This is a genomic window from Actinomadura logoneensis, assembly GCF_003428695.1.
In the GTDB taxonomy this organism is placed as follows: Bacteria; Actinomycetota; Actinomycetes; order Streptosporangiales; family Streptosporangiaceae; genus Spirillospora; species Spirillospora logoneensis.
Genome location: NZ_QURH01000190.1, coordinates 1 through 20886, shown reverse-complemented (window position 1 = coordinate 20886; position 20886 = coordinate 1). Strand labels below are relative to the sequence as shown.

Genomic DNA, 20886 nt, shown 5'->3' with positions numbered 1-20886 from the left:
CCGCGCGGCGGTCCGGCGCTCCGGGCCGGGACCGGGGCCGCCCCGCTCAGGTGGTGACGGGGCTGGGCTCGGGCGGCGGGCCGTCGGGGTCCAGGCGGTAGGCGGACGCCTGGAGGCCGTAGAGGTCGGCGTAGAGGCCCCCGCGTGCCATCAGCTCGGCGTGGGTGCCGTGCCCGGTGACGCGGCCGTCCTCCAGGACGTAGATCCGGTCGGCGTGCCGGACGCTCGCCAGCCGGTGCGTGATCAGCAGGACCGTGCGGCCCCGCTCGGCGGCGTGCGCGCGGATCTGCTCGAACAGCCGGTGCTCGGCCCGCGCGTCCAGCGCGGCGGTCGGCTCGTCGCAGATCAGCAGCGGCGCGTCGCGGTAGAAGCCGCGCGCGGCGGCCAGCCGCTGCCACTGCCCGCCGGACAGCTCCTGGCCCTGGTCGAAGCGCTTGTCGAGCAGCGTGTCGTAGCCGAACGGGAGGGAGTCGACGACCTCGTCCGCGCCCGAGGCGGTCGCGGCGGCCCGCACCGCCCGGCGCGCGGCCGGGACGCCGAGGTCGTCGCCCATCGCGATGTTGTCGGCGGCGGTCATCGGCCAGTGCGTGTGGTCCTGCGCGACGACCGCGATGGCGCGGCGCAGCACCTCCGGGTCGAGCCGGGTGACCACCACGTCGTCCCAGCGGACCTCGCCGTCCTCCGGCGCGTACAGCCCGGCGAGGATCTTGGCGAGCGTGGTCTTGCCCGACCCGTTCTCCCCCACCAGCGCGACGACCTCGCCGCGCCGCAGCCGCACCGACACGTCCCGCAGGGCCGGTCCGTCCGCGCCCGGGTAGGTGAAGGTGACGCCGTCCACGGCGATCTCCCGGAACCCGCGCGGCGCGGCGCTCCCGGCCGACCGCTCCCGCTCCTCGCGCCCGCGCCGGACGTCCCGCTCGGCCAGCTCGACGTAGGAGAGGTAGTCCGCGAAGTACAGGCCGTCCTCGTAGGTGCGGTTCAGCGCGTGGACGAGGTTCAGCAGCGACTGCTGGCCGGTGCGGATCGCCAGCACCGCCGTCCCGGCGACGGCGAGCGGCATCATCCCCTGCCACAGCAGCACGCCGAGCACCGCGTACAGGACGGCCGTCGCGAGGCCGCGCAGCACGTCCCCGTAGAGCTGCGTGAGCGTGCGCCGCCGCGCCACCGCGACCAGCACCCGCCGGATGTGGTCGGCGAGCGCGCCGTACTGCCGCAGCAGGTGCGGCCGGACGGTGAAGGAGCGGACCTCGGCGGCGTGGTCGCGGCCGGTCATCAGGTCCGTCATGATCCAGCCGCGCCGCCGCACCTCGACCAGCGAGAGCTGCGCCCGGTACCCGAGCCGCGCCGCGCGGACGGCCGCCCACGCCTCCGGCAGCGCGGTCAGCACCAGCAGCGGCAGCAGCACCGGGTGCAGGACGCCGAGCGCCCCGGCCGCCGCCGCGACCCCGACCACGGCCGTCCCGAGGTCCACCGCGTTGTCGACCATGGACGAGGCGGAGTCGAGCCCACGCAGCCGCGCCCGGTGCAGCGCGTCCTGGTGGTCGGCGTCGTCGAACCAGGCCAGGTCGATCGCCGTCGTCGCCGCGTAGAGCCGCTGCTCCACGATCCGCTCGACCTGCGGGCGCAGCCGCTGCTGCGACCACTGCGCGAGCAGCGTGCACGACGCCCGGACGGTGATCGCCGCCCCGACGAGCGCGAGCGCCGGGGCCGCCGAGCGCACCCGGTCGGGCGTCGGCCCGGCGGCGAACAGCGCCGTCAGCACGCGCGTCGTCGCGAGCAGCCCGAACGCGGTGAACACCCCGGCGACGGCGTTGAACACGACGGTGACGACCAGGTCGCGCCTGCTGGCCTGCCAGCCGAGCCGGGCGACCTGGCCGACCAGGCGCGGAAGCTGCCGGGTCATGGTGAGCATGTCGGTGCGCGCCATCTCGTCGGCCCGCCCGTACCAGCCCTTCGGCTCGGCCAGCTTGGGCCCGAGCAGCATTCCCTCCCGCGCCGCCCGCTCGTCGTCGTCCTCGGGCCGCTTCTCGTCGGCCTCCTCGGGGCGGTCCCTCTCGTCGGCCCGCCCGTCCTCAGGGCCGTCCTTCTCGGGCCGGGCTCCTTCGGACCGCTCGTCCTCGGGCGGCCCGCCTTCGGGGCGGTCGTCCTCGGGGCGGTCGTCCTCGGGGCGGTCGCGTTCGGGGTCGTCCGGCCGTCGGCGCCGTGGCCCGCGCCTGATCATCCTCATGCGGTGTACGCACCGCCCTCCGCGCTCGCGACGCCGCGCCGGCGCGGCGTTCGGCGAGAAGGTACCCGGGGCCTCCGAGAGCGCTACGCCCTACCGGCGAGGAGCTCGGGTCGTCCAGGCCCGGCGATGGCGGACGTGCGGAGCGAGGCCGCTGGTCCAAGCGTTGGGGTGTGGCCGGTACAGGCCGTCCAACGGTCCGGCAAAGGCCCGCATGCCCGGCGGATGCGGCCCTGACCGATACCGAACCGCTCGGGGCGGCACGGCACGGGCGATACCGGACGGCGCCGAAGGGGGTTCGGGACGTGTCGCGCGCCCGCCTGATCGACGACCCGGTTTGCCCGCCCCCTCTCCGGGCAGGCGCTCCACCAGGGAGGGAGGACGACATGAACGAGCAAGCGAGGAGTGGGCGACCCGTCGATCCGGCCGCGCAGAGCCAGTCCTACCCCGGCCGGACGGGGGACATGGAGCCCGAGCCGCGCGACGAGATGCGCGACTACCGGGGGACGGGGCTGCTCGCCGGACGGCGCGCGCTGGTCACGGGCGGGGACTCCGGGATCGGCCGCGCGGTGTCGGTCGCGTTCGCCAAGGAGGGCGCGGACGTCGCGCTCACCTACCTGGACGAGGACGACGACGCGCGGCACACCGCCGGACTGGTCGAGGCCGAGGGGAGCCGCTGCTTCACGTTCGGCGGCGACCTGGCCGAGGAGCGGCACGCGCGCGAGGTCGTCCAGCACGCGGCCCGCGACCTCGGCGGCCTGGACGTCCTGGTGCTGCACCACGGCACGCAGAAGCCGGTCGAGGACGTCCGGCAGATCGACGACGCGCAGCTGCGCCGCACCTTCGACGTCAACGTGCTGTCGCTGTTCTGGATCGTCCAGGAGGCGCTGGACCATCTGGGGGCCGGGTCGTCCATCGTCATCACGGGGTCGATCAACGGGTTGCGCGGCAACAAGACGCTCATCGACTACGCCGCGAGCAAGGGCGCCGCGATGGTGCTGGCCCAGTCGCTCGCGCAGTCGCTGACCGACAAGGAGATCCGGGTGAACACCGTGGCGCCCGGGCCGGTCTGGACGCCGCTGATCCCGGCGACGTTCCCCGCCGAGCGCGTCGAGGGGTTCGGCAAGCAGGCGCCGATGGGGCGGGCCGCCGATCCGGACGAGATCGCGCCGTCGTACGTGTTCTTCGCGGCCAACCGGCTGTCGTCGTACTACACCGGGCAGACGCTGGTCCCGGCGGGCGGCGAGATCCATCCCGGATGACCGCGACCGGCGAACCGGCCCGCAGCGACCCGTCCGCGCCCGGGTTCGCGCGGCGGCGCTGCGGGCGCGGCTGGCGCTACCTGGCCCCGGACGGGCGGCCGCTCACCGACCCTGAGGAGATCGCCCGCATCAAGGCGCTGGTGATCCCGCCCGCCTGGAAGGACGTGTGGATCTGCCCGGACCCGGCCGGGCACATCCAGGCCGTCGGCGTCGACGCCGCGGGCCGCCGCCAGTACCTCTACCATCCGGCGTGGCGGGAGCGCCGCGACCGTGAGAAGCACGACCGCGTGCTCGACCTCGCCGAACGGCTGCCCGCCACCCGCGAGCGACTGGCCGCCGACCTGGCGCTGCGCGGCTACCCGCGCGAACGCGTGCTGGCCGCCGGGCTCCGCCTGATCGACCTCGGCTTCTTCCGGATCGGCGGCGAGGAGTACGCGGCCGAGAACGGCACGTACGGGGTCGCGACCGTCCTGCGCGAGCACGTCACCTGCCGGCGCGACGAGATCGTCTTCGAGTACCCGGCGAAGGGCTCCAAGGAGCGGCACCAGTCGATCGCCGAGGAGGCCGTCCGCAAGGTGGTGGCCGGGCTGAAGCGCCGCCGGGACGACGGCCCGGGCCTGCTCGCCTACCGGACGGAGCGCGGCTGGCACGACGTCACGACCACCGACGTCAACGAGTACATCCACGAGGTGACCGGCGGCGACTTCACCGCCAAGGACTTCCGCACCTGGCACGCGACCGTCCTGGCCGCCGTGGGCCTGGCCGTCTCGACCCGCGCGGCCGGGTCCGAGACGCGCCGCAGGCAGGCCGTGAGCCGGGTCGTCAAGGAGATCGCCGCCTACCTCGGCAACACCCCCGCGGTCGCGCGCGCCTCCTACATCGACCCGCGCGTCATCGAGCTGTACGAGGAGGGCAGGACGATCGCGCCCGCGCTGACCGAGCTGGGCGTGGACGCCGAGGAGGGCGAACTGGCGACGCAGGGGCCGGTGGAGCAGGCCGTGCTCAGGCTCCTCCGAGGAGCTCGGCCCTCTCGCTGAGGGCCTCGTCGCACCCCTCGCCGCCGGGCGTGAGGCAGTACACCGCGTACGCCTGCTGGATCACCGGCAGCGCGACGTTGCGGACGCGCGTCCCGCCCGGCGTCAGGCCCTTCTCCGAGCCGTGGTGCGCGTGCCCGTGGACGGCGAGGTCCGCGTGCGCGCAGTCGATCGCCTCGGCCAGCAGGTAGCTGCCGAGGAACGGGTAGATCTCCAGCGGCTCCCCGGCGAGCGTGCCCGCGACGGGCGAGTAGTGCGTCAGCGCCACCCGCAGGTCGCAGTCCAGCCCGAGCAGCGCCGAGCCGAACCGGTCGGCGAACTCGCGGGTGTGCCGGACGAACGCCTTCATCTCCGGCTCCCCGAAGTCCGACGCCGAGCCGCCCGGGAACCCGCCCCCGAAGCCCTTGCCGCCCGCGATCCCGAGCCGCGTCCCGCCGCAGTCGACCACCGTCCCGGTGCCCTCCAGCACGGTGATCCCCGCGTCGCGCAGGATCGCGGCGATCTCGTCCTGCTCGTCGGAGTGGTAGTCGTGGTTGCCGAGCACCGCGACGACGGGCACGTCCGCGCACGCCAGCTCGGCGGCGGCGACCTCGCCCTCCGCGGCCGTCCCGTGCCGGGTCAGGTCCCCGGCGACCAGCAGCACGTCGGCGTGCTCGGACAGCCCGGCCAGGCGCGGGCCGTAGCTGCCGGCGACCTCCGGGCCGACGTGGATGTCGCCGACGGCGGCGAGCCGGATCATGACAGGGTCTCCTCCCCGTCCGGGGCCCGGACCGGGACCACGGACACCTCGTTGCGGATCTCGCGGCCCTCGGCGGCGGTCCGCGCGGCGTCCTCCAGCTCGCGCCGCCGCTCCTCCGAGACGACCTCGCCGCGCAGGTACACGACGTCGTCCCGGACGTCCACGCTGATGCCGAGCTCGTGGGCGCGCGCGGCGAGCCGCTCGGCGATGTGGGCCTCCAGGTAGTCGGGCGCGTCGGTCACAGGAATCCCCCCTCGATGACGCCCAGCCGGGCGAGCAGGGTCAGGAACGCGTAGGCGTACGGCGAGTCCGCGGTGCGGCGGGCGACCTCCGGCCAGTCCACCTGCTCCCGCAGCGACCGGCACACGTGCAGGTACCCGCTGAAGTCGCAGGCCGTCTCGGTGAACGCGAGCAGCCGCATGACGACCAGGTCGGTCGCGGCGAGGACGGGCATCCGCACCGCCGCGACGATCAGCTCGTCGGCCCGGCCGAGCAGCGCGTCGTCCACCGCGCCGTCCACGGGCGCGTAGATCAGGTCGATCAGCTGCTCGCCGTCGTAGACCTTGGCGAGCCAGTTCTCCGGTGCCTCCTGGAACCGCATCCCCGCCTTGACCAGGGCCTTCACGGCGTTCTCCACCTCGTCCTCGGGCAGCACGAAGTCCACGTCGTGCGTCGACTCCGCCGCGCCGCGCGCGTAGGCGGCGAACCCGCCCGCCAGCGCGAAGCGGACCTCCGCCTCCAGCATCACCGACGCCGCCTTCTTGAGGCTGAGCAGCAGCCCCTCGGCACCCGATCCGGAACCGCCCGTGTCCACGTCCCCCCACGTGTTCCTCTGGTTACGTTCGCCGTACCGGTACCCGCCCGACGCCCACCTACTCGGCCTCCCAGAGATCCACCCCTCAGCCCCCGCTCCGGCACACGTGGCGAACATGGACCCGCGCGATGCCAAGGTAAACTCCCCGCTCCCGGCGGACTCGGGTCTCGCGGCCGAGTGGCGGAGGCGGCGCGTCCTCAGGGGGCGGGGAGTGGGGGCTTCCCGGGAAGCCGGGTGGGTGGGGTCAGGACTCCCAGAGGACGGAGAGGGGGCCCTGGCGGGAGCGGAAGGCGTCGACGAAGAGGCGGTGGTCGTCGCGGACGATCTCGGCGTAGCCGGTGCCGAAGGCGACCATGGCCTCCACGAACGCCTCCTCGTCCGCGCCGATCGCGGCGGAGACGGCGTCCTCGACCTGGAAGCCGACCAGGGTGTGGTCGGAGTCGCGGTCGGACACGCAGTGGATCTTCGCGGTGGCGCGGCCGAGGTGCTCCAGGACGGGCAGCATCTCGTCCGGCTCGGTGAGCGCGCCCCAGTCGAGGTCGGCCTCGTACGGGGACAGCTCCTGGACGACGTAGCCGGTGCCGTCCAGCTCGGTGTGGCCGAGCCAGGGGTCGGTGGCGGCCTGCAGGGCGCGCCGCGACACCGCGGTCCGGTGGCCGTGGTGGTGGAAGTAGTCGCGGATGCGCGGGTCGTCCACCACGCGGGACGGCGCGGCGACGTTGCCCTGCTTCATCGACAGGATGACGTCGTTCTCCAGCGCCTGCGTGTGGCCCTCGACCAGGATCGTGTACGCCGACAGCCCGGCCGAGCCGATCCCGAAGCCGGACGATCCGACGACGTCCTTCACCGTGTAAGTGAGGCTGCCGAAGCGGCGGTCCTTCGGGATGGTGTCCAGGTAGGCGGCGTACGCCCGCTCGACCTTGGCGCGTTCGGCGTCGTCCAGCCGCCGGACGCCCGGGCCGTCGGCGAACCGGCGCTCGTGCCGCTCCAGCAGGGTCATCGAGTCCAGCAGGCCGACGCGGGTGGAGCCGAGCGCGTCGAGCAGCACGTCCCGCACGTAGCCGGTGGCGGTGTCGAGGGTGATCGCGAACCTCTCGTCGCCCTCGTGCGTCGCGAAGTGCCGCACCTGGCCGACGTACGCGCGGACGTAGGTCTCGATGAGCCGCCGGATGGACGCGTCGGAGATCGCCTTGCCCCACGCCAGCAGCGCCAGGCTCGCCACGAACCGCTTGACGTCCCAGGTGAAGTGCCCGAGGTACGCCTCGTCGAAGTCGTTGACGTCGAAGACGAACACGCCGTCGGCGTTCATGTAGGTGCCGAAGTTCTGCGCGTGCAGGTCGCCCTGGATCCACACGCGGGACGTCCGCTCGTCGGCCCACGGGTCGTCGTCGCGCGCGACGTCGGCGTAGAACAGCGGCGCGCTGCCCCGGTAGAAGGCGAACGGGTCGGCGGCCATGCGGCGGAACCTGCGGCGGAACTCCGCCGGGCTCCGTCCCATCAGGTCGCGGTACGCCTCCACCAGGACGGCCACGATGCGCTCCTGACGCTCCCCTGGCGTCTGGTCGCGCAGAACGCGGGTGATGCTCGCCATCCGGCACTCCTCCATGCGGACGATCGGCCCCGCCCCCACAGGCAGGGCAACTCGCCACATTCTGCCGGTCTCGGACAGCCCGGAAGGCCCTTTCCGCAGGGCGTCCGGGGTCCCGCGCCGGGGAGGCGACGGCCGGTGCGCTCGTCGGCGCAGGTAAGAAGGACGTATGAACGAGCGTTCCGACACCCGTCCTGCCGAGATCGTCGACACGGACCCGGCGGGGCCCGCCGCCGCGCACTGGCGGGACGTGTACCGCACGCGCCCCGCCGACCAGGTGAGCTGGTTCCAGACCGAGCCGCAGCCGTCTCTGGAGCTGGTCCGCGCGGTGTTCCCCGAGGGGCCGGGCGGACGGGCGGCGATCGACGTCGGCGGCGGCGCGTCACCGCTGGCCGCCCACCTCGTCCGGGACGGGTTCGGCCACGTCACCGTCCTGGACGTCTCCGAGCAGGCGCTCCGCACCGCCCGCGCCGCCGTCCAGGGCGAGCCCGGCGCGGACGCGATCCGCTGGCTCCACGCCGACCTGCTGGCCTGGCGGCCGGACCGGACGTTCGACCTCTGGCACGACCGGGCCGTCTTCCACTTCCTGACCGACGCGTCCGACCGTGCCGCCTACCTGGACACGCTGCGCGAGGCGCTGGCGCCCGGCGGCGCGGTGGTGCTGGGCACGTTCGGTCCCGAGGGCCCGACCCACTGCTCCGGGCTGCCGGTCGCCCGCCACAGCCCGGACGAGCTGGCCGCCGAGCTGGGCGACGCGTTCACGCCGGTGGAGACGCGGATCCAGGTCCACCGCACCCCGGCGGGCGCGTCGCAGTCCTTCGCCTGGCTGGCCGCGCGCCGCCGCTAGGTGTATTGGCCTGCAGGGTTGTTGACGCGGGTGATGGGTGGTTGGCCGTTGAGTGCGGTGTGGCCGCGGTGGTGGTTGTAGGTGTGGAGGAAGTGTGTGAGGGCTTGGGCGCGTTCGGTGTTGGTGGTGTAGGGGCGGATGTAGGCCCATTCCTCCAGCAGTGTGCGGTTGAAGCGTTCGACTTTGCCGTTGGTCTGGGGGCGGTAGGGGCGGGTGAGTTTGCCGGTCGCGCCCAGTTCGGCCAGGGCTTGCTGCCAGGCGGTGGATTTGCGGTAGGACCAGGCGTTGTCGGTCAGGACACGCTCGATGCGGGTGATGCCCAGGCGGGCGAAGTGGGCGGCGGCGCGGTGCAGGAACGCCACGCAGGTGGCGGCTTTCTCGTCGGGGTGGATCTCGCTGTAGGCGATGCGGGTGCGGTCGTCGACGGCCGAGTGGATGTAGTCGTATCCGGTGGTGCGGCGACGGTCGGGGCAGGCGGCCCGGCCGTGGACGCGCCATCCGCCGCCGTGGGGGATCCGGCCGAGCTTTTTGACGTCGATGTGGACCAGTTCGCCGGGCCGCTCGCGTTCGTAGCGGCGAATCACCCGGCCGGTCGGTCGGTCCAGCCAGGCCAGCCGGTTCAGGTCGTGGCGGGTCAGGATGCGGTGGACGGTCGAGGCCGGCAGGCCCACGATCGGTCCGATCCGGGCCGGTCCCAGCTTGCGGTCCCGCCGTAGTGCGCAGACCTGTGCCTCCACCTCGTCGGGGGTGCGGTGCGCGAGGGTGTGCGGACGGCTGGAGCGATCACGCAGGCCCGCGAGCCCTTCCTGCCGCCACCGGCGCACCCACTTGTGCGCGGTCTGCCGAGAGATCCCCATCTCGGCCGCCACGTGCGCGACCGGACGCCCCGCAGCGACACGCTCGACCAGCAACCGCCGCCCATGAATCGTCAGCCGGGCATTACGGTGGGACACGAAGACCTCCAGCGTGGTCGGGAGCCTAGACACCTCCACCACACCGGGGGTCTTCACCTTTCAGCAAGCACCCCACAAGCCCGTGTCAACAACGTTCGTGGTCATTACAGCTAGGCGGTCCGGCCGCTCGGGCGGGTCAGGCGTCGCCGCCGAGTTCGGGGAGGTTCGCCGCCAGCGGGACGAACTCGTCCGCCGAAAGGTAGCCGTTGCCGTCGGTGTCGTAGGTGGCGAACAACGCGCCGACGATCCCGGACAGGTCGGCCACCTCGGCGGCCGGGAACATGCCGGCGATCGCCGCGGTCACCTCGTCCACGGTGAGCTGCCCGTCCCCGTCGGTGTCGTACTGGGCGAACACCGCCTCGAACTTCTCGGACATGGAAATCCCCCTCCTCGCCGGTGGCAATGGCCCCCGATGGTAACGGCTCTCGCATAACACCCGCCGCTCAGGACGCGGAGCACGCCTTTCCGGGGCGCCCCCCGCCAGAGATCACCGAAAGCCCGTGTCGTAACTTCGAGTAGTCATCCACAGGCGAGGAGTGATTCTCATGGGACGTCGTTCCACGGTTCTGGGCAGCGTCATCGCCGCTGCCACGGTCGCGCTCTCGGTCGGTCCGGCCCACGCCGGGCAGCCCGCGCCCGGCGCGAAGAACGGCCACTTCTACTGCCACAACCTGCAGATCAGCAATCGGCACTTCTCCGCAAGCGGATGCGTCCCGCTGCACCACGGACGGCTGACCGACTTCGTCGTCCACCCGGACGAGCCCGCCGACCACTCCTACCGCTGCGCCGAGGGCTGGGCCGAGGGGCAGAGGCTCCGCGGCGACGGCTGCTTCTCCCTCTACCGCTGACCCCGTCGAACGGCCGTTCTCGGTGGCGCCGCCGGAGAACTCGGGAGCGCTTCAGGGACGCGGGGTTGTGCCTCGGGGTCGGGCCAGGACCAGGGAGCCGTAGCTGTTGGCGGCCACGCCGGTGGCCGGTCCCGCCGCCTCCGGCAGGGGCATCACGGCCGGGGACGACCGCGTGGTGACCGCGCCGTCCCCGATCTGCCCGGCGAAGTTCGCGCCCCATGCCAGGACGCGTCCGTCCGTCGTCAGCGCGAGGCTGTGCGCCGAGCCGACGGCGATCTGCGCGACGGTCGCGCCGGTGGGCAGGTCGGTCTGGACCGGCTCCTTCTGGATGCTGCCGCGTCCCGGCCCCAACTGCCCGGACTTGTTCGCTCCCCACACCAGGACGCGTCCGTCGGACGTCAGGGCGAGGGCGTGGTCGTGGCCGGCGGCGACCCGGGTGACGGTGTCCTCGGTCGGCAGGGCCGCGTAGACCGGGGTCGTCCGGTCTTCGGTGGTGCCGTCGCCGAGCTGGCCGATGTCGTTGCGTCCCCAGGCCAGCAGGCGTCCCGCCGAGGTCACCGCGAAGCTCTGGCCGCCCGGGCCCGCGGCGAGGCCGGACGCGGTGACGCCGTCCGGCAGGTGGACGAACACGGGGGTGCCGCCGCGGGCCCGGCGTCCGTCGCCCAGCTCGCCGAGCGTGTCGTCGCCCCAGGCCAGCACGCGGCCGTCGGACGTCAGCGCGAGGCTGTGGTAGCTCCCGGCGGCGACCTGCGTGACGGTGACGCCGGGCGGGAGCCGCACGAAGACCGGGGCCGTGCGGTCTTCGGTGGTGCCGTCGCCGAGCTGCCCGTTGGTGTTGCGTCCCCAGGCCAGGACGCGTCCGTCGGACGTGACGGCGAGGCTGTGGTCGAACCCGGCGGCGATCCGGATGGCGGTCACCCCGCCGGGCAGCCGGACGGGGGCCGGGGTCGTGCGCATCGCGGTGGTGCCGTCACCGAGCTGCCCGTTCGCGTTGCGTCCCCAGGCGAGGACGCGTCCGTCCGAGGTCAGTCCGAGGGTGTGGCTGTCGCCGCCGGACTCCTCGGTCAGCGCGACCCCGCCCAGGAGGCGCGTCCTGACCGGGGCGTCGCGTTCGGTCGTGGTGCCGTCCCCGAGAGAGCCCGACTCGTTACTCCCCGTCCCCAGCGCAAGTTCGCTGGGCACGGCCGCGTCCGCCGGCCGAGGAACGGTCGGCGCCATGACGGCGCAGACCCCGGCCACCAGCACGGCGGCCAAGCCGAGGCCACGCCGCCGACCGTTGTCGCGCCCCGCGCGTCCGCCCCATCCGGCCGCTTCCCTGTCCACCACCGCTACCCCCGTGCGTTCGTGTGGCCGAAGTTGCCCAGGCGGCCATCTTGACGCACCGGCGTCCCCGCTCACGGGCTTTACCGCCCTGGACACAGAGAGCCGCCGCGATGGTGATCAGGAGATGACCCGGGCGGCCCACCGAGCGGCCCGGTGGTCCGGTGGTCCGGTGGTCCGGTGGTCCGGTGGTCCGGCCGAGGCCCGGCGGACTGGAAGCGGTCCGCCGCCGGAGGCCCGGCGCGCACTATCACCGCCGTCCCCGCGGCCTCCTCATCCGCACTCGGTTTCTCCTGAGCATATGGGCGACGAGGACCAAAAATCCTATGGCGCCTATCGCTACACCGAAAGAGGCCCAGGTCCTTGTTCCGGTGTCGCCATTCACGGCTTTCCAGATGGCCACGCCACCCGACCACAGAGCCAGAACCGTACCTACCACCAGAAGATAGTAAAGTCGCGCTCGTCTCATTCTCTCCTCCGGGGACAGTGCCTCGACCAGGCGGTCATCGTTTCTTCTTGAAGATGCCGTAGAGCCAGCTCACGAACACGAGTCCTATCATCGCGATGACCATCCCGGTCATCATCGGATTGTGCGGCAGGCCGTTGGCCGCGAGGTGGCCGCCACCTTGCTCAAGCATCGACTCCCCCAACTAGAACGGTCTCCGAGACTTCTTCTTTCCACCATTCTCGCCATAGGGCTAATTGACGCGGCGCCGGAACCGAGGGGGGTCCCACGCCAGCCCGGGCCCCGGACCCCCGTCGCGCATCCTGGCGAAGCTGATGCCGAGGATGATCAGGCTGAAAGTCACGATGACGGCAAAGAACAAGTAGCCCATTCATCCCACCGAAACGTTGAGGTCACAGTTTGAGGGAAGCATCCCCGGTCCGGGGCGACGGCGCCCCGATCGGCGGACCTGTAGATCAATCTGCGTCACCACCCGTGATGAGGTCTGGCCGCCTGGGGCGTCGTCGCCGTACCCCATGACGGTGATCTGATTCACCGATTGCGTCACCGATATCGCCATCACCCGCTGAGCGAATGTCGGCTGCCGTGGTTCGTTTGATCAGACGCCTGCCGTCCCCGGAGAGAGGTGGTTAGGCTGCGGCGATGAAACCAGTGTCCAAGACGACCGACGACCTTTCTCACGCCGCTGAAACACCGCAGGTCAACGACTACGACAGTTTCGCCGAGGCGTACTCGGCGGAGAACGAGGACAGCCTCGCCAACGCGTACTACGAGCGGCCCGCGATGCTGGCCCTCGCCGGGGACGTGGCCGGGCGGCGGATTCTGGACGCCGGGTGCGGGTCGGGTCCCCTGACGGCCGCGCTTCGCGCGCGTGGCGCCGACGTCACCGGAATCGACGCCAGCGCCGGGATGGTCGCGCTGGCCCGGCGGCGTCTCGGTGAGGACGCCGCGCTGCACGTGGCCGACCTGCGTGATCCGCTGCCGTTCGCCGACGGCGCGTTCGACGATGTGGTGGCCTCGCTGGTGCTGCACTACCTGGAGGACTGGGGACCGACGCTGGCCGAGACGCGGCGCGTGCTCCGGCCCGGCGGACGCCTGCTCGTGTCGGTGGACCACCCCATCGTCGCCTACACGATCTCCGAGCCCCGCCCCGACTACTTCGCGACCACCGATTACACCTTCGAGTGGAGGATCGGCGGGCGGCTCGTCCCGATGCGGTTGTGGCGCAAGCCTCTGCACGCCATGACCGACGCCTTCACCGCCGCCGGTTTCCGCCTCTCCGCCATCAGCGAGCCACAGCCCGACCCGGCCGCCCGCGAGCTGTTCCCTGACGGCTTCAGTGATTTCCAGACCAAGCCCGGCTTCCTGTTCTTCACTCTTGAGGTTCCCGACGCCTAGTGCGGCACCGCATGGATCCTTCGGGAGGTTCATTGGCTTTCAGCAGGGTGCCGTCTTCCGTCCACGCGGATCACTAACGCGTTGGGCGCGTGGTTGGCTTTCCCGGCCCGGGCGCGGCGCGAAGCGGCCCCGGCCTGAGGACGGCGCGAAACGAGGTCCCGCCGAGACGAGTTCCGGCCGGAAGGCGAGTCTGTACTGGTAACAGCCATCCCGACAGAACCACCACGGAGGACCACATGACGGACGAACCGACCACCGCCCTACCTGGCCGTCCGCCCATCGTGGACATGGACACCTGGCAGGCCGCGCGGGACGAGCTCCTGCTCCGCGAGAAGGCCCACACCCGCGAGGGCGACGCGATCGCCGCCGCACGCCGCCGCCTGCCGATGGTCGAGTTCGACGGCACCACCGAGGTCGTCGGCCCCAACGGCCCCGTCCCCTTCCTCGACCTGTTCGAGGGCCGCGACGAACTCATGGTCTACAAGCACATGTGGTACGACGGCGCTCCCCACCAGGGACAGTGCGAGGGCTGCACCACCACGGCCTGGCACCTGCGGGACGCCGTGTACCCCAACGCCCGGGGCGTCTCGTTCGCCATCCTCACGCCGGGCCGCTGGGAGGAGGTGGCCGCCTACGTCGAGTTCATGGGCTACACCCAGCCCTGGTACTCGGTGCGCGACCTTCCCGCACCGATCGGCGAGCCCATGGGGTACCTCACCGCCTACCTGCGCGACGGCGACCGCACCTTCCTGACCTACTCGACCACCGGACGCGGCAACGAGGTCGTCAACAGCTCCCTGGGCCTGCTCGACAGGACCCCCTACGGCCGCGGCGAGGCGTGGGAGGACAAGCCCGAAGGCCGGCCCAAGGGAGAGCATTCCTGCTGGTACTGGCGCACGGACGCCGCTGGCAACGCCGACTGGGGCCCCACCAGCCGTCCCACCCCGCAGTGGACCCGCCCGGGTGCCACCCCCGCCGACACCCTGGGCCGCCAAGGGCCCCACTGCTGACGCCGTCGCGGGGGCCGGGGTCAGTCGGTGTACTTCGGCCCGAGCGGCTTTCTCTCGTCGAGAACGCCGCACCCGGCGACCGCCACGAGCCCAGCGAGAGCGATGGGTGCGATAAGAAACCGAAGCCCATCGGCGGTTCCTCTCGGGAGGGGCGGCCACGGCGACGAAGGTGGCGCGGGGGCCTGGGGGCGGGCGGCGCGCCGCTCGCCCCCAGGTTCTCAGCCGGGTGTCAGACGCCGAACGCCTCGGCGTACCGGATGGTGCCGGACGGCACCGGGGCGGACGGGTCCAAGGGCAGCGCCATCATGTTCTCGTCCGGGACCTCGAAGGGCGGCCGGATGCCGAACCGCGACGCCGGGGTGAACCCGAACCGCGGGTAGTACGGGGCGTGCCCGAGGACGAGGACGAGGTTCTCGCCCTCGGCGCGGGCGGCGTCGAGCGCGGCGCGGATGGCCGCCGATCCCGCGCCCGTCCCCTGGTGCTCCGGGGGCACGGCGCACGGCCCGAGCGCGAGGGCCGGCGCGCCGTCGACGTGGCAGCGGGTCAGCAGCGCGAAACCGGTCGGGGTTCCGTCCGGGCTCTGGGCGATCACGGAGCCCCAGGGCAGCCAGGCCGCCGGGTCCTCGCGCAGCGCGTCCACGAGGTCGGCCTCCAGCGCGGTGGGGAACGCCGCGAGGTTGATCTCCCGGATCGCGCGGCGGTCGTCGTCGCCGGTCTCGGGACGGGTGGTCCAGATGGTGGTCATGTCGGTGCGGACTCCCTCGGTGGGGTGCGGATGAATGTCAGGGGATGCGGGAAGCGCGTCGGAATTCGGACGCCGGGCGTCGTTCACAACTGCTTGTCCCGGAACTTGTAGGTCGCGCGCTGGTGGCGGATGATCGCCTTCCACTGGTTCTCGCGCTCCGCGCGCAGGCGCGCGTCGTGGCGGGACGCGGCCCAGGCGGCTTCGCGCAGCAGCTTGCGGTAGCTGTCCAAGCGGCGCTGCGGAAGCGATCCGTCGTTGATCGCGGCGAGGACGGCGCAGCCGGGTTCGGTCTCGTGTGCGCAGTCGGAGAATCGGCAGTCGGCGGCCAGTTCCTCGATCTCGGCGAAGACCTGCTGGACGCCGGCCTCGCTGTCGTGGACGCCGACGGCTCGCAGGCCGGGGGTGTCGATGAGGACTCCCCCGCCCGGCAGCCGGACCAGTTCGCGGTGGACGGTGGTGTGGCGGCCCTTGCCGTCGCCCTCCCGGACCTCGCCGGTCGCGAGCACGTCGGCGCCGAGCAGGGCGTTGCCGAGGGTGGACTTGCCCGCGCCGGACGGCCCGAGCAGCACGATCGTCCCGGTGAGGACGGCCGCCAGGACGTCCATCCCCTCGCCGGTGACGGAACTGACCACGAGGGTTTCCGCGCCCGGTGCGAGAGCGGCCACCTCGTCCCGGACCTCGCCGGCGGGCCGCCGCGAACGGTCCGCGTTGGTCAGGACGACGACCGGGACGGCGCCGCTCTCCCAGGCCAGGGCGAGCATGCGCTCGATCCGGCCCGCGGGCGCGTCGGTGGCCAGGGTCGCGGTCACCACGACCGTGTCGATGTTGGCGGCGAGCACCTGGGGACGGGACGTGCGGGACGCCGAGGAGCGCGCGATGGCGGTGCGCCGGGGCAGCAGCGCCACCAGTTCCGGCTGGTCGCCGGGCCGCACCGCGGCCCAGTCGCCCGTGCAGGGCGGCTCGTCGGCCGTGGACCAGGCGACGCGCAGCCAGCCGTCCGCCGTGACGACGGTGGCGTGGCCGCGGTCGACCCGGGCGACGCGTCCGGGCGTCAGGCCCGCGGAGCGGTGCGCGGTGAAGGCGTCGTCGAACGCCTCGTCCCACCCGTAGGCGCGCAGGACGTCTTCGGATTCAGGCGAATCCTGAAGGAAGAATGTTGAAGACAACGAAGGAGACCCTTTGAAACAGGGGTCCCGGGGACACGGGAAGAGTCATGGATCACGCCGAAGAAGGAACGATCCCGCTGGACGGATCGACTCAGCCGAGTCCGGCCGAGGCCCGGGAAAAGAGGTTGGCCTGGACGTCGCTCACGACAGCGACCACCTGCGCGGTCATCAACCTCATCCCCCTCTCGACCTCGTTCCGCATCGCCCGACCGGCGTCGCGGATATGCCCGGAACCCTAGCACATGCCCGGGTGCTTCCCAGCGGCCGAAGCCGCCGCCCTTCCGTTTCGTTCCGGCATTTCCGCTGGTCAGGGCGGGTACGTGAAGATCATGGAACGTAGGGACATCGATCCGCGCAGGTTCGGGGAGCACCTCGGCTACAACCACGCCGTCCTGGTGGAGTCGCCCCGCAGGTGGCTGCTGCTGGCCGGGCACGAGGCGCGGGACGAGCACGGCCGGATCACGGCGCACGGGGACATCGTCCGGCAGATGGAGCTGACGCTGGAGCGGTTGGCCGAGACGGCGGGCAAGGCCGGGTTCACGCTGGCCGACGTCGTGCAGATCCGCGTCTTCACCACCGACCTGGAGGCGTTCAAGGCGGAGTACGACTCGTTCAACGCGCTGCTGGAGGCGCGGGACTGCCGTCCGGCGGCGCTGCTCGCCGAGGTCAAGGCGCTGTCGCTGCCGAGCATGCTCGTAGAGATCGAGGCGGTCGCCGTCCAGTAGTCCGCGCGCCGCGCACACGGGCGGCGGCGCGGGTCTCGCACTCGGCGTCAGGACGGGCGGACGGCGTCGGGTCCGAGACTCCGGATCGCGGCGTCGATCGCGGCGGCCAGGCGGGCGGGGTCGTGGCCCGCCCGTTCCCGCACGCGCAGCCCGAGCACCGTGGTGAACAGCAGTTCGACGGCGGCGTCGATGTCGAGGTCGCCGGACAGCTCGCCGGTGCGCCGCCCTTCGTCCAGAAGGGAGCGCAGCGCCCGTCGGGTGACCTCGAAGGCGGCCTCGGTCCGCTCCCGGACGTCGGCGTCGCCGGTGCCGAGCTCGGTCGCCGTGTTCACCACGAAGCAGCCGCGTCCCGGCTCGCCGTCGGACGGGCAGGAGACCAGCCACAGCAGCCAGTCGCGCAGCACCTCGCGGACGGGGCGCCCGGTGGCGTCCAGCAGCCGCTCGGCCTCGGCGGACTCGGTCGCGCGGTAGTGGTCGAGCGCGCGCAGGAACAGCGTGTGCTTGTCGGTGAACGTCCGGTACAGGCTGCTCGGGGTGAGGGCGAGCTCGGCGCCGAGGTCCCGGACGGACGTGGCGTTGTAGCCGCGGCGCCAGAACAGGTCGGTCGCCCGGACCACCGCGTCCAGCTCGTCGAACTGTCGGGGTCGTGCCATGCCCGCCACCCTAGCCGATTTGTGGAGCGATCGCTCCCATACTAGGGTCCGGCCCGGATATGGGAGCGATCGCTCCCGAATGAGGTGAGGAGTTCCAGGTGACGGCCACCGAAGCGAGCACCGTCCGGGCGGACGAGGAACCGCTGGCGCGCGGTCGCCGCCGTGACTCTCGGGACGTTCCTGCTGGTCACCGCCGAGCAACTGCCGATCGGTCTGCTGACCTCGGTGGGCTCGGCGCTGTCGGTCTCCGAGGGGACGGCCGGCCTGATGGTGACGGTGCCCAGCCTGGTCGCCGCCGTCGCCGCGCCGCTGGTCCCCGTGCTGGTCGGCGGGATGGACCGGCGGCTGCTGCTGCTCGGCCTCATGGCGCTGATGACGCTGTCCAACCTGGCGTCCGCGCTGGCGCCGGACTTCGCCGTCCTGGTGGCCTCGCGGGTGCTGGTCGGCGTGGCGGTCGGAGGGTTCTGGGCGGTCGCCGGCGGCCTGGCCGTCCGGCTCGTGGCGCCCGCGAACGTCCCCCGGGCCACCGCGGTCATCTTCGGCGGGGTGGGGGCGGCGAACGTGTTCGGTGTCCCGCTCGGCACGCTGCTCGGCGGGTTCTCCGGCTGGCGGGTGGCGTTCGCGACGCTGAGCGCGCTGGCCCTCGTCGCGCTGCTGGCGCTGCTCGCCGTGCTGCCGCCGCTGGCCGCCGACCGGCCCGTCCGCCCGGGCACGCTGGTCCGGCAACTGCGCGACGCGGGCGTGCGCACCGGCATCATCGCGACGTTCCTCATCGTGACCGGCCACTTCGCCGCCTACACGTTCGTGAGCCCGGCGCTGCGGGACCTGGCGGGCATCGACGAGCGCTACGTCGGCCCGCTGCTGTTCGGGTTCGGCGCGGCGGGCATGGTCGGCAACTTCGCCGCGGGCGCCGCGCTGGCACGCCACACGCACCGGACCGTGCTGGTCATCGCGCTGACCCTCGCCGTCGCGATGCCCGCCTTCCTGCTGCTGGGCCGAGGACCGGTCACCGGCGCGGTCCTGCTCGTCGCCTGGGGCCTGGCCTTCGGCGGCGTCTCGGTCGGCCTCCAGACATGGATGATCAAGGCAGCGCCAGGGGCCGTGGAGGCGGCATCCGCGCTGTGGGTGGCCGTGTTCAACCTGTCGATCGGCCTCGGCGCGCTGGTCGGCGGAGTCCTCGTGGACGCCCTCACCCTCGACGCCCTGCTGTGGCTCGGCGGCGCCTGCGCCCTCGCCGCCGCCCTCGCAGTCTGGACGGCCCGCGCCGACACGAACCTCCGCTGAGCAGAACGCACGAGTGGGCGGCACCCTGGTCGGTGCCGCCCACGCGTGGAGCGTCTTCTCCGGACGGTCGCCTACGCGCGAGCGCGAGCGACCAGGCCACGCCAGGCACGCGAGGTGAGAATCAGCTTCGGCCCGTCAGGATCCTTCGAGTCCCGCACGGCCACGACCGGCGAAACGTCCGCGACCTCGACGCAGCTCTGGCCGCCTTGGGAGCTGTGGCTACTCTTACGCCACTGCGGGGCAGAGAGACCGGCGATCTCAACGCAGTCCTGGCCGCCTTGGGAACTGTGATTGCTCTTACGCCACGATGCGGTGGAGAGACCCGCGATCTCTACGCAGTCGCCGCCCTGCGCGCCGCTGTGACTGCTTTTGCGCCACTGCGCGTGAGAGAGCCCGGCGATCTCGACGCACTCCCCGCCCTGCTCACTGCTGTGGGTGCTCGTACGCCAATGCACTGTGGAGAGATCCGCGATCTCGACGCACTGCCCGCCCTGACTGCCGCTGCGGCGGCTCTTGCGCCACTGGACGGTGGACAGGTCAAGGATGCTCACTTGTACTCCTCTGCCGCCGCCAGGATGAACTCGTGCGACTGACTGCCAGTCATCGCCTCGCTCACAACTTCGTCCCAGCGTAGTGCGTACTCGGAGACGATGGCAGGGTCGTCGATCACGTTACTGATCTCCGGCCCCTCGTGGTATCCGATCTCGTCGCCGTTTCCCATGGTGAGGATCGTGAAGGAGCCTTCTACCGCGCCTGCGTTCATGGCGGCGAAGGGCAGAACTCGGACATTGATGAACTGCTTCGTCGTGGACAGATGCACGAGCCATTCGAGTTGCTCACGCATGACCGCCGAGCCCCCGATCGGCCGTCGGAGTACCGCTTCTTCAAGAACGAACCACAGCCGGGGCGGGCCCTCGCGCGAAAGGATGTTCTGACGAGCGAGCCGCGCCTCCGTTCGGTCGTCCAGGACCTCCAGCGACTCTCTGAGGCTCAGAACGGCCCGCGCATAAGCGGGTGTCTGAAGAAGCCCGGGGACGGCCATCGTGTCGAACTTCCTGACCGCGACAGCCCTCCCCTCCAGGTCGACGTATCTCTCGAAGCCGGGTGGGACGGCGACGTGCTTGCCCTCGCGTTTGATCTCGTCCCACATGGTCCAGAAGGTGCGGGTCCTGGTGGTGCCGAAGCGGAAGTCGCAGTCGTCGGCGGTGGCTTCGGACGGGGGTTTGCGGCCCGTCTCCAGCTTCTCGATCCACGTCGCGCCGCAGCCGAGTTCGTCGGCCAGCTGGGGACGGGAGAGGCCCGCGGCCTCGCGGTGGGAGCGCATGACCCGTCCGAACGAGCGGAGCAGGGGGTCGCGGGTGTAGCTCGGGTCGTCTGCCATTGGGGTGTCCCCTCGGGGTGCCGGGGTGCCATGTGGAGAGTGATGGGTCCGTTGCTGAGAGTAACCCGGAGGCGCGAGGCTGGGCGCACGAAAACGGTCATCCTCTTGAACGGAAGGTCCTGTCGCCATGGACGCGTGCTCCGCCTCGGAAGAGTCCCTGCTCGCCTCGCTGGAGGCGGACTTCCCCGGCTGGGGGTTCATCCTCAGCGACAAGAAGCGGTGGTGGGCGCTGCGGGGGCCGCTGCCGATGGACCGGCTGCACGAGAAGGACGCGTTCGACTGCGACACCGCCGAAGAGCTGCGGGCGGCGCTGGTCGCGGACGGGTGGGGTCGCGGGCGGGCGGAGGGCTCCCCGTGATCCGGTCCGGAAGGTGACGGCGCGCGTCCGCTCCGGGAGGCGGCGCGGTCGGCGGGCATCCCCCTCCGCCG

Annotated in this window: 23 protein-coding genes; 9 read left to right on the top strand and 14 right to left on the bottom strand. The window is 72.3% G+C overall.

Features of this window, described 5'->3' with window-relative positions:
• Nucleotides 1-46: 46 nt before the first annotated feature.
• A complete protein-coding gene (locus DZF91_RS10230) occupies nucleotides 47-2227 on the bottom strand; it encodes an ABC transporter ATP-binding protein (protein WP_235834195.1) in 2181 nt (726 codons plus the stop codon).
• 383 nt (nucleotides 2228-2610) lie between these two features.
• Here DZF91_RS10230 and DZF91_RS10225 point away from each other — a divergent pair, with 383 nt between their 5' ends.
• Together DZF91_RS10225 and DZF91_RS10220 are read left to right on the top strand one after the other, a co-directional pair.
• The gene (locus DZF91_RS10225) at nucleotides 2611-3486 is read left to right on the top strand and encodes an SDR family oxidoreductase (RefSeq protein WP_117357234.1); all 876 of its coding nucleotides are present in this window, start codon (nucleotides 2611-2613) and stop codon (nucleotides 3484-3486) included.
• Complete coding sequence (locus DZF91_RS10220; protein ID WP_117357233.1) at nucleotides 3483-4523, top strand: DNA topoisomerase IB; 1041 nt, start codon at nucleotides 3483-3485, stop codon at nucleotides 4521-4523. Before DZF91_RS10225 ends, DZF91_RS10220 begins: the two co-directional genes overlap by 4 nt.
• On the opposite strand, the gene DZF91_RS10215 is transcribed toward DZF91_RS10220, so the two are convergent.
• The 4 genes from DZF91_RS10215 to DZF91_RS10200 all read right to left on the bottom strand — a co-directional run bounded on the left by DZF91_RS10215 (nucleotide 4489) and on the right by DZF91_RS10200 (nucleotide 7664).
• Entirely contained in the window at nucleotides 4489-5259 is a 771-nt protein-coding gene (locus tag DZF91_RS10215) for a metallophosphoesterase family protein (protein ID WP_117357232.1), read from the bottom strand. The genes DZF91_RS10220 and DZF91_RS10215 overlap by 35 nt on opposite strands.
• Complete coding sequence (locus DZF91_RS10210; RefSeq protein WP_117357237.1) at nucleotides 5256-5501, bottom strand: BON domain-containing protein; 246 nt, start codon at nucleotides 5499-5501, stop codon at nucleotides 5256-5258. Before DZF91_RS10210 ends, DZF91_RS10215 begins: the two co-directional genes overlap by 4 nt.
• Nucleotides 5498-6073, bottom strand: a complete 576-nt coding sequence (locus tag DZF91_RS10205) for a nucleotidyltransferase (protein WP_117357231.1) — start codon at nucleotides 6071-6073, stop codon at nucleotides 5498-5500. Before DZF91_RS10205 ends, DZF91_RS10210 begins: the two co-directional genes overlap by 4 nt.
• Nucleotides 6074-6317: 244 nt before the next feature.
• Nucleotides 6318-7664, bottom strand: a complete 1347-nt coding sequence (locus DZF91_RS10200; RefSeq protein WP_117357230.1) for a DUF2252 domain-containing protein — start codon at nucleotides 7662-7664, stop codon at nucleotides 6318-6320.
• A 166-nt stretch (nucleotides 7665-7830) separates the two neighbouring features.
• On the opposite strand from DZF91_RS10200, the gene DZF91_RS10195 reads away from it, so the two are divergent.
• On the top strand, nucleotides 7831-8508 hold the full coding sequence (locus tag DZF91_RS10195) for a class I SAM-dependent methyltransferase (RefSeq protein ID WP_117357229.1): 678 nt from the start codon (nucleotides 7831-7833) through the stop codon (nucleotides 8506-8508).
• On the opposite strand, the gene DZF91_RS10190 is transcribed toward DZF91_RS10195, so the two are convergent.
• Both DZF91_RS10190 and DZF91_RS10185 read right to left on the bottom strand, forming a co-directional pair.
• Nucleotides 8505-9461, bottom strand: coding sequence for an IS481 family transposase (locus DZF91_RS10190; protein ID WP_117357236.1), 957 nt, complete (start codon nucleotides 9459-9461; stop codon nucleotides 8505-8507). The genes DZF91_RS10195 and DZF91_RS10190 overlap by 4 nt on opposite strands.
• A gap of 136 nt (nucleotides 9462-9597) precedes the next feature.
• Complete coding sequence (locus DZF91_RS10185; protein ID WP_117357228.1) at nucleotides 9598-9837, bottom strand: EF-hand domain-containing protein; 240 nt, start codon at nucleotides 9835-9837, stop codon at nucleotides 9598-9600.
• Nucleotides 9838-10006: 169 nt separating this feature from the next.
• On the opposite strand from DZF91_RS10185, the gene DZF91_RS10180 reads away from it, so the two are divergent.
• On the top strand, nucleotides 10007-10309 hold the full coding sequence (locus tag DZF91_RS10180) for a hypothetical protein (protein ID WP_117357227.1): 303 nt from the start codon (nucleotides 10007-10009) through the stop codon (nucleotides 10307-10309).
• Nucleotides 10310-10360: 51 nt separating this feature from the next.
• Here DZF91_RS10180 and DZF91_RS10175 read toward each other — a convergent pair whose 3' ends face one another.
• Both DZF91_RS10175 and DZF91_RS42630 read right to left on the bottom strand, forming a co-directional pair.
• Nucleotides 10361-11491 (bottom strand): RCC1 domain-containing protein, encoded by a 1131-nt coding sequence (locus DZF91_RS10175; protein ID WP_158587899.1) that lies wholly within the window; start codon nucleotides 11489-11491, stop codon nucleotides 10361-10363.
• Between the two features lie 641 nt (nucleotides 11492-12132).
• The gene (locus DZF91_RS42630; protein ID WP_268915928.1) at nucleotides 12133-12267 is read right to left on the bottom strand and encodes a hypothetical protein; all 135 of its coding nucleotides are present in this window, start codon (nucleotides 12265-12267) and stop codon (nucleotides 12133-12135) included.
• 470 nt (nucleotides 12268-12737) lie between these two features.
• On the opposite strand from DZF91_RS42630, the gene DZF91_RS10170 reads away from it, so the two are divergent.
• Together DZF91_RS10170 and DZF91_RS10165 are read left to right on the top strand one after the other, a co-directional pair.
• A complete protein-coding gene (locus DZF91_RS10170; RefSeq protein WP_117357225.1) occupies nucleotides 12738-13493 on the top strand; it encodes a class I SAM-dependent methyltransferase in 756 nt (251 codons plus the stop codon).
• Between the two features lie 236 nt (nucleotides 13494-13729).
• Nucleotides 13730-14503, top strand: a complete 774-nt coding sequence (locus DZF91_RS10165) for a DUF899 family protein (protein ID WP_117357224.1) — start codon at nucleotides 13730-13732, stop codon at nucleotides 14501-14503.
• 229 nt (nucleotides 14504-14732) lie between these two features.
• On the opposite strand, the gene DZF91_RS10160 is transcribed toward DZF91_RS10165, so the two are convergent.
• Together DZF91_RS10160 and rsgA are read right to left on the bottom strand one after the other, a co-directional pair.
• On the bottom strand, nucleotides 14733-15248 hold the full coding sequence (locus tag DZF91_RS10160) for a GNAT family N-acetyltransferase (RefSeq protein WP_117357223.1): 516 nt from the start codon (nucleotides 15246-15248) through the stop codon (nucleotides 14733-14735).
• Between the two features lie 83 nt (nucleotides 15249-15331).
• On the bottom strand, nucleotides 15332-16414 hold the full coding sequence (gene rsgA / locus DZF91_RS10155) for a ribosome small subunit-dependent GTPase A (RefSeq protein ID WP_117357222.1): 1083 nt from the start codon (nucleotides 16412-16414) through the stop codon (nucleotides 15332-15334).
• Between the two features lie 329 nt (nucleotides 16415-16743).
• Between rsgA and DZF91_RS10150 the strand changes: the two genes are divergently transcribed.
• Nucleotides 16744-17139 (top strand): Rid family hydrolase, encoded by a 396-nt coding sequence (locus DZF91_RS10150; protein ID WP_117357235.1) that lies wholly within the window; start codon nucleotides 16744-16746, stop codon nucleotides 17137-17139.
• Between the two features lie 47 nt (nucleotides 17140-17186).
• On the opposite strand, the gene DZF91_RS10145 is transcribed toward DZF91_RS10150, so the two are convergent.
• Entirely contained in the window at nucleotides 17187-17792 is a 606-nt protein-coding gene (locus DZF91_RS10145) for a TetR/AcrR family transcriptional regulator (RefSeq protein WP_117357221.1), read from the bottom strand.
• A gap of 162 nt (nucleotides 17793-17954) precedes the next feature.
• Between DZF91_RS10145 and DZF91_RS10140 the strand changes: the two genes are divergently transcribed.
• Nucleotides 17955-19076, top strand: a complete 1122-nt coding sequence (locus tag DZF91_RS10140; protein ID WP_117357220.1) for an MFS transporter — start codon at nucleotides 17955-17957, stop codon at nucleotides 19074-19076.
• Between the two features lie 71 nt (nucleotides 19077-19147).
• On the opposite strand, the gene DZF91_RS10135 is transcribed toward DZF91_RS10140, so the two are convergent.
• Complete coding sequence (locus tag DZF91_RS10135; protein WP_158587898.1) at nucleotides 19148-19627, bottom strand: DUF397 domain-containing protein; 480 nt, start codon at nucleotides 19625-19627, stop codon at nucleotides 19148-19150.
• On the bottom strand, nucleotides 19624-20457 hold the full coding sequence (locus DZF91_RS10130; RefSeq protein WP_158587897.1) for a helix-turn-helix domain-containing protein: 834 nt from the start codon (nucleotides 20455-20457) through the stop codon (nucleotides 19624-19626). Before DZF91_RS10130 ends, DZF91_RS10135 begins: the two co-directional genes overlap by 4 nt.
• A gap of 127 nt (nucleotides 20458-20584) precedes the next feature.
• Here DZF91_RS10130 and DZF91_RS39635 point away from each other — a divergent pair, with 127 nt between their 5' ends.
• Entirely contained in the window at nucleotides 20585-20815 is a 231-nt protein-coding gene (locus tag DZF91_RS39635; protein ID WP_158587896.1) for a hypothetical protein, read from the top strand.
• Nucleotides 20816-20886: the final 71 nt, after the last annotated feature.

Excerpts from the sequence above, each read along its gene's own strand:
- DZF91_RS10185 (WP_117357228.1), bottom strand. The coding sequence starts at position 9,837 with ATGTCCGAGAAGTTCGAGGCGGTGTTCGCCCAGTACGACACCGACGGG.
- DZF91_RS10230 (WP_235834195.1), bottom strand. The coding sequence starts at position 2,227 with ATGAGGATGATCAGGCGCGGGCCACGGCGCCGACGGCCGGACGACCCC.
- DZF91_RS10225 (WP_117357234.1), top strand. The coding sequence starts at position 2,611 with ATGAACGAGCAAGCGAGGAGTGGGCGACCCGTCGATCCGGCCGCGCAG.
- DZF91_RS10215 (WP_117357232.1), bottom strand. The coding sequence starts at position 5,259 with ATGATCCGGCTCGCCGCCGTCGGCGACATCCACGTCGGCCCGGAGGTC.
- DZF91_RS10180 (WP_117357227.1), top strand. The coding sequence starts at position 10,007 with ATGGGACGTCGTTCCACGGTTCTGGGCAGCGTCATCGCCGCTGCCACG.
- DZF91_RS10195 (WP_117357229.1), top strand. The coding sequence starts at position 7,831 with ATGAACGAGCGTTCCGACACCCGTCCTGCCGAGATCGTCGACACGGAC.
- DZF91_RS10170 (WP_117357225.1), top strand. The coding sequence starts at position 12,738 with ATGAAACCAGTGTCCAAGACGACCGACGACCTTTCTCACGCCGCTGAA.
- DZF91_RS10130 (WP_158587897.1), bottom strand. The coding sequence starts at position 20,457 with ATGGCAGACGACCCGAGCTACACCCGCGACCCCCTGCTCCGCTCGTTC.
- DZF91_RS10200 (WP_117357230.1), bottom strand. The coding sequence starts at position 7,664 with ATGGCGAGCATCACCCGCGTTCTGCGCGACCAGACGCCAGGGGAGCGT.
- DZF91_RS39635 (WP_158587896.1), top strand. The coding sequence starts at position 20,585 with ATGGACGCGTGCTCCGCCTCGGAAGAGTCCCTGCTCGCCTCGCTGGAG.
- DZF91_RS10160 (WP_117357223.1), bottom strand. The coding sequence starts at position 15,248 with ATGACCACCATCTGGACCACCCGTCCCGAGACCGGCGACGACGACCGC.
- DZF91_RS42630 (WP_268915928.1), bottom strand. The coding sequence starts at position 12,267 with ATGCTTGAGCAAGGTGGCGGCCACCTCGCGGCCAACGGCCTGCCGCAC.
- DZF91_RS10145 (WP_117357221.1), bottom strand. The coding sequence starts at position 17,792 with ATGGCACGACCCCGACAGTTCGACGAGCTGGACGCGGTGGTCCGGGCG.
- DZF91_RS10220 (WP_117357233.1), top strand. The coding sequence starts at position 3,483 with ATGACCGCGACCGGCGAACCGGCCCGCAGCGACCCGTCCGCGCCCGGG.
- DZF91_RS10150 (WP_117357235.1), top strand. The coding sequence starts at position 16,744 with ATGGAACGTAGGGACATCGATCCGCGCAGGTTCGGGGAGCACCTCGGC.
- DZF91_RS10165 (WP_117357224.1), top strand. The coding sequence starts at position 13,730 with ATGACGGACGAACCGACCACCGCCCTACCTGGCCGTCCGCCCATCGTG.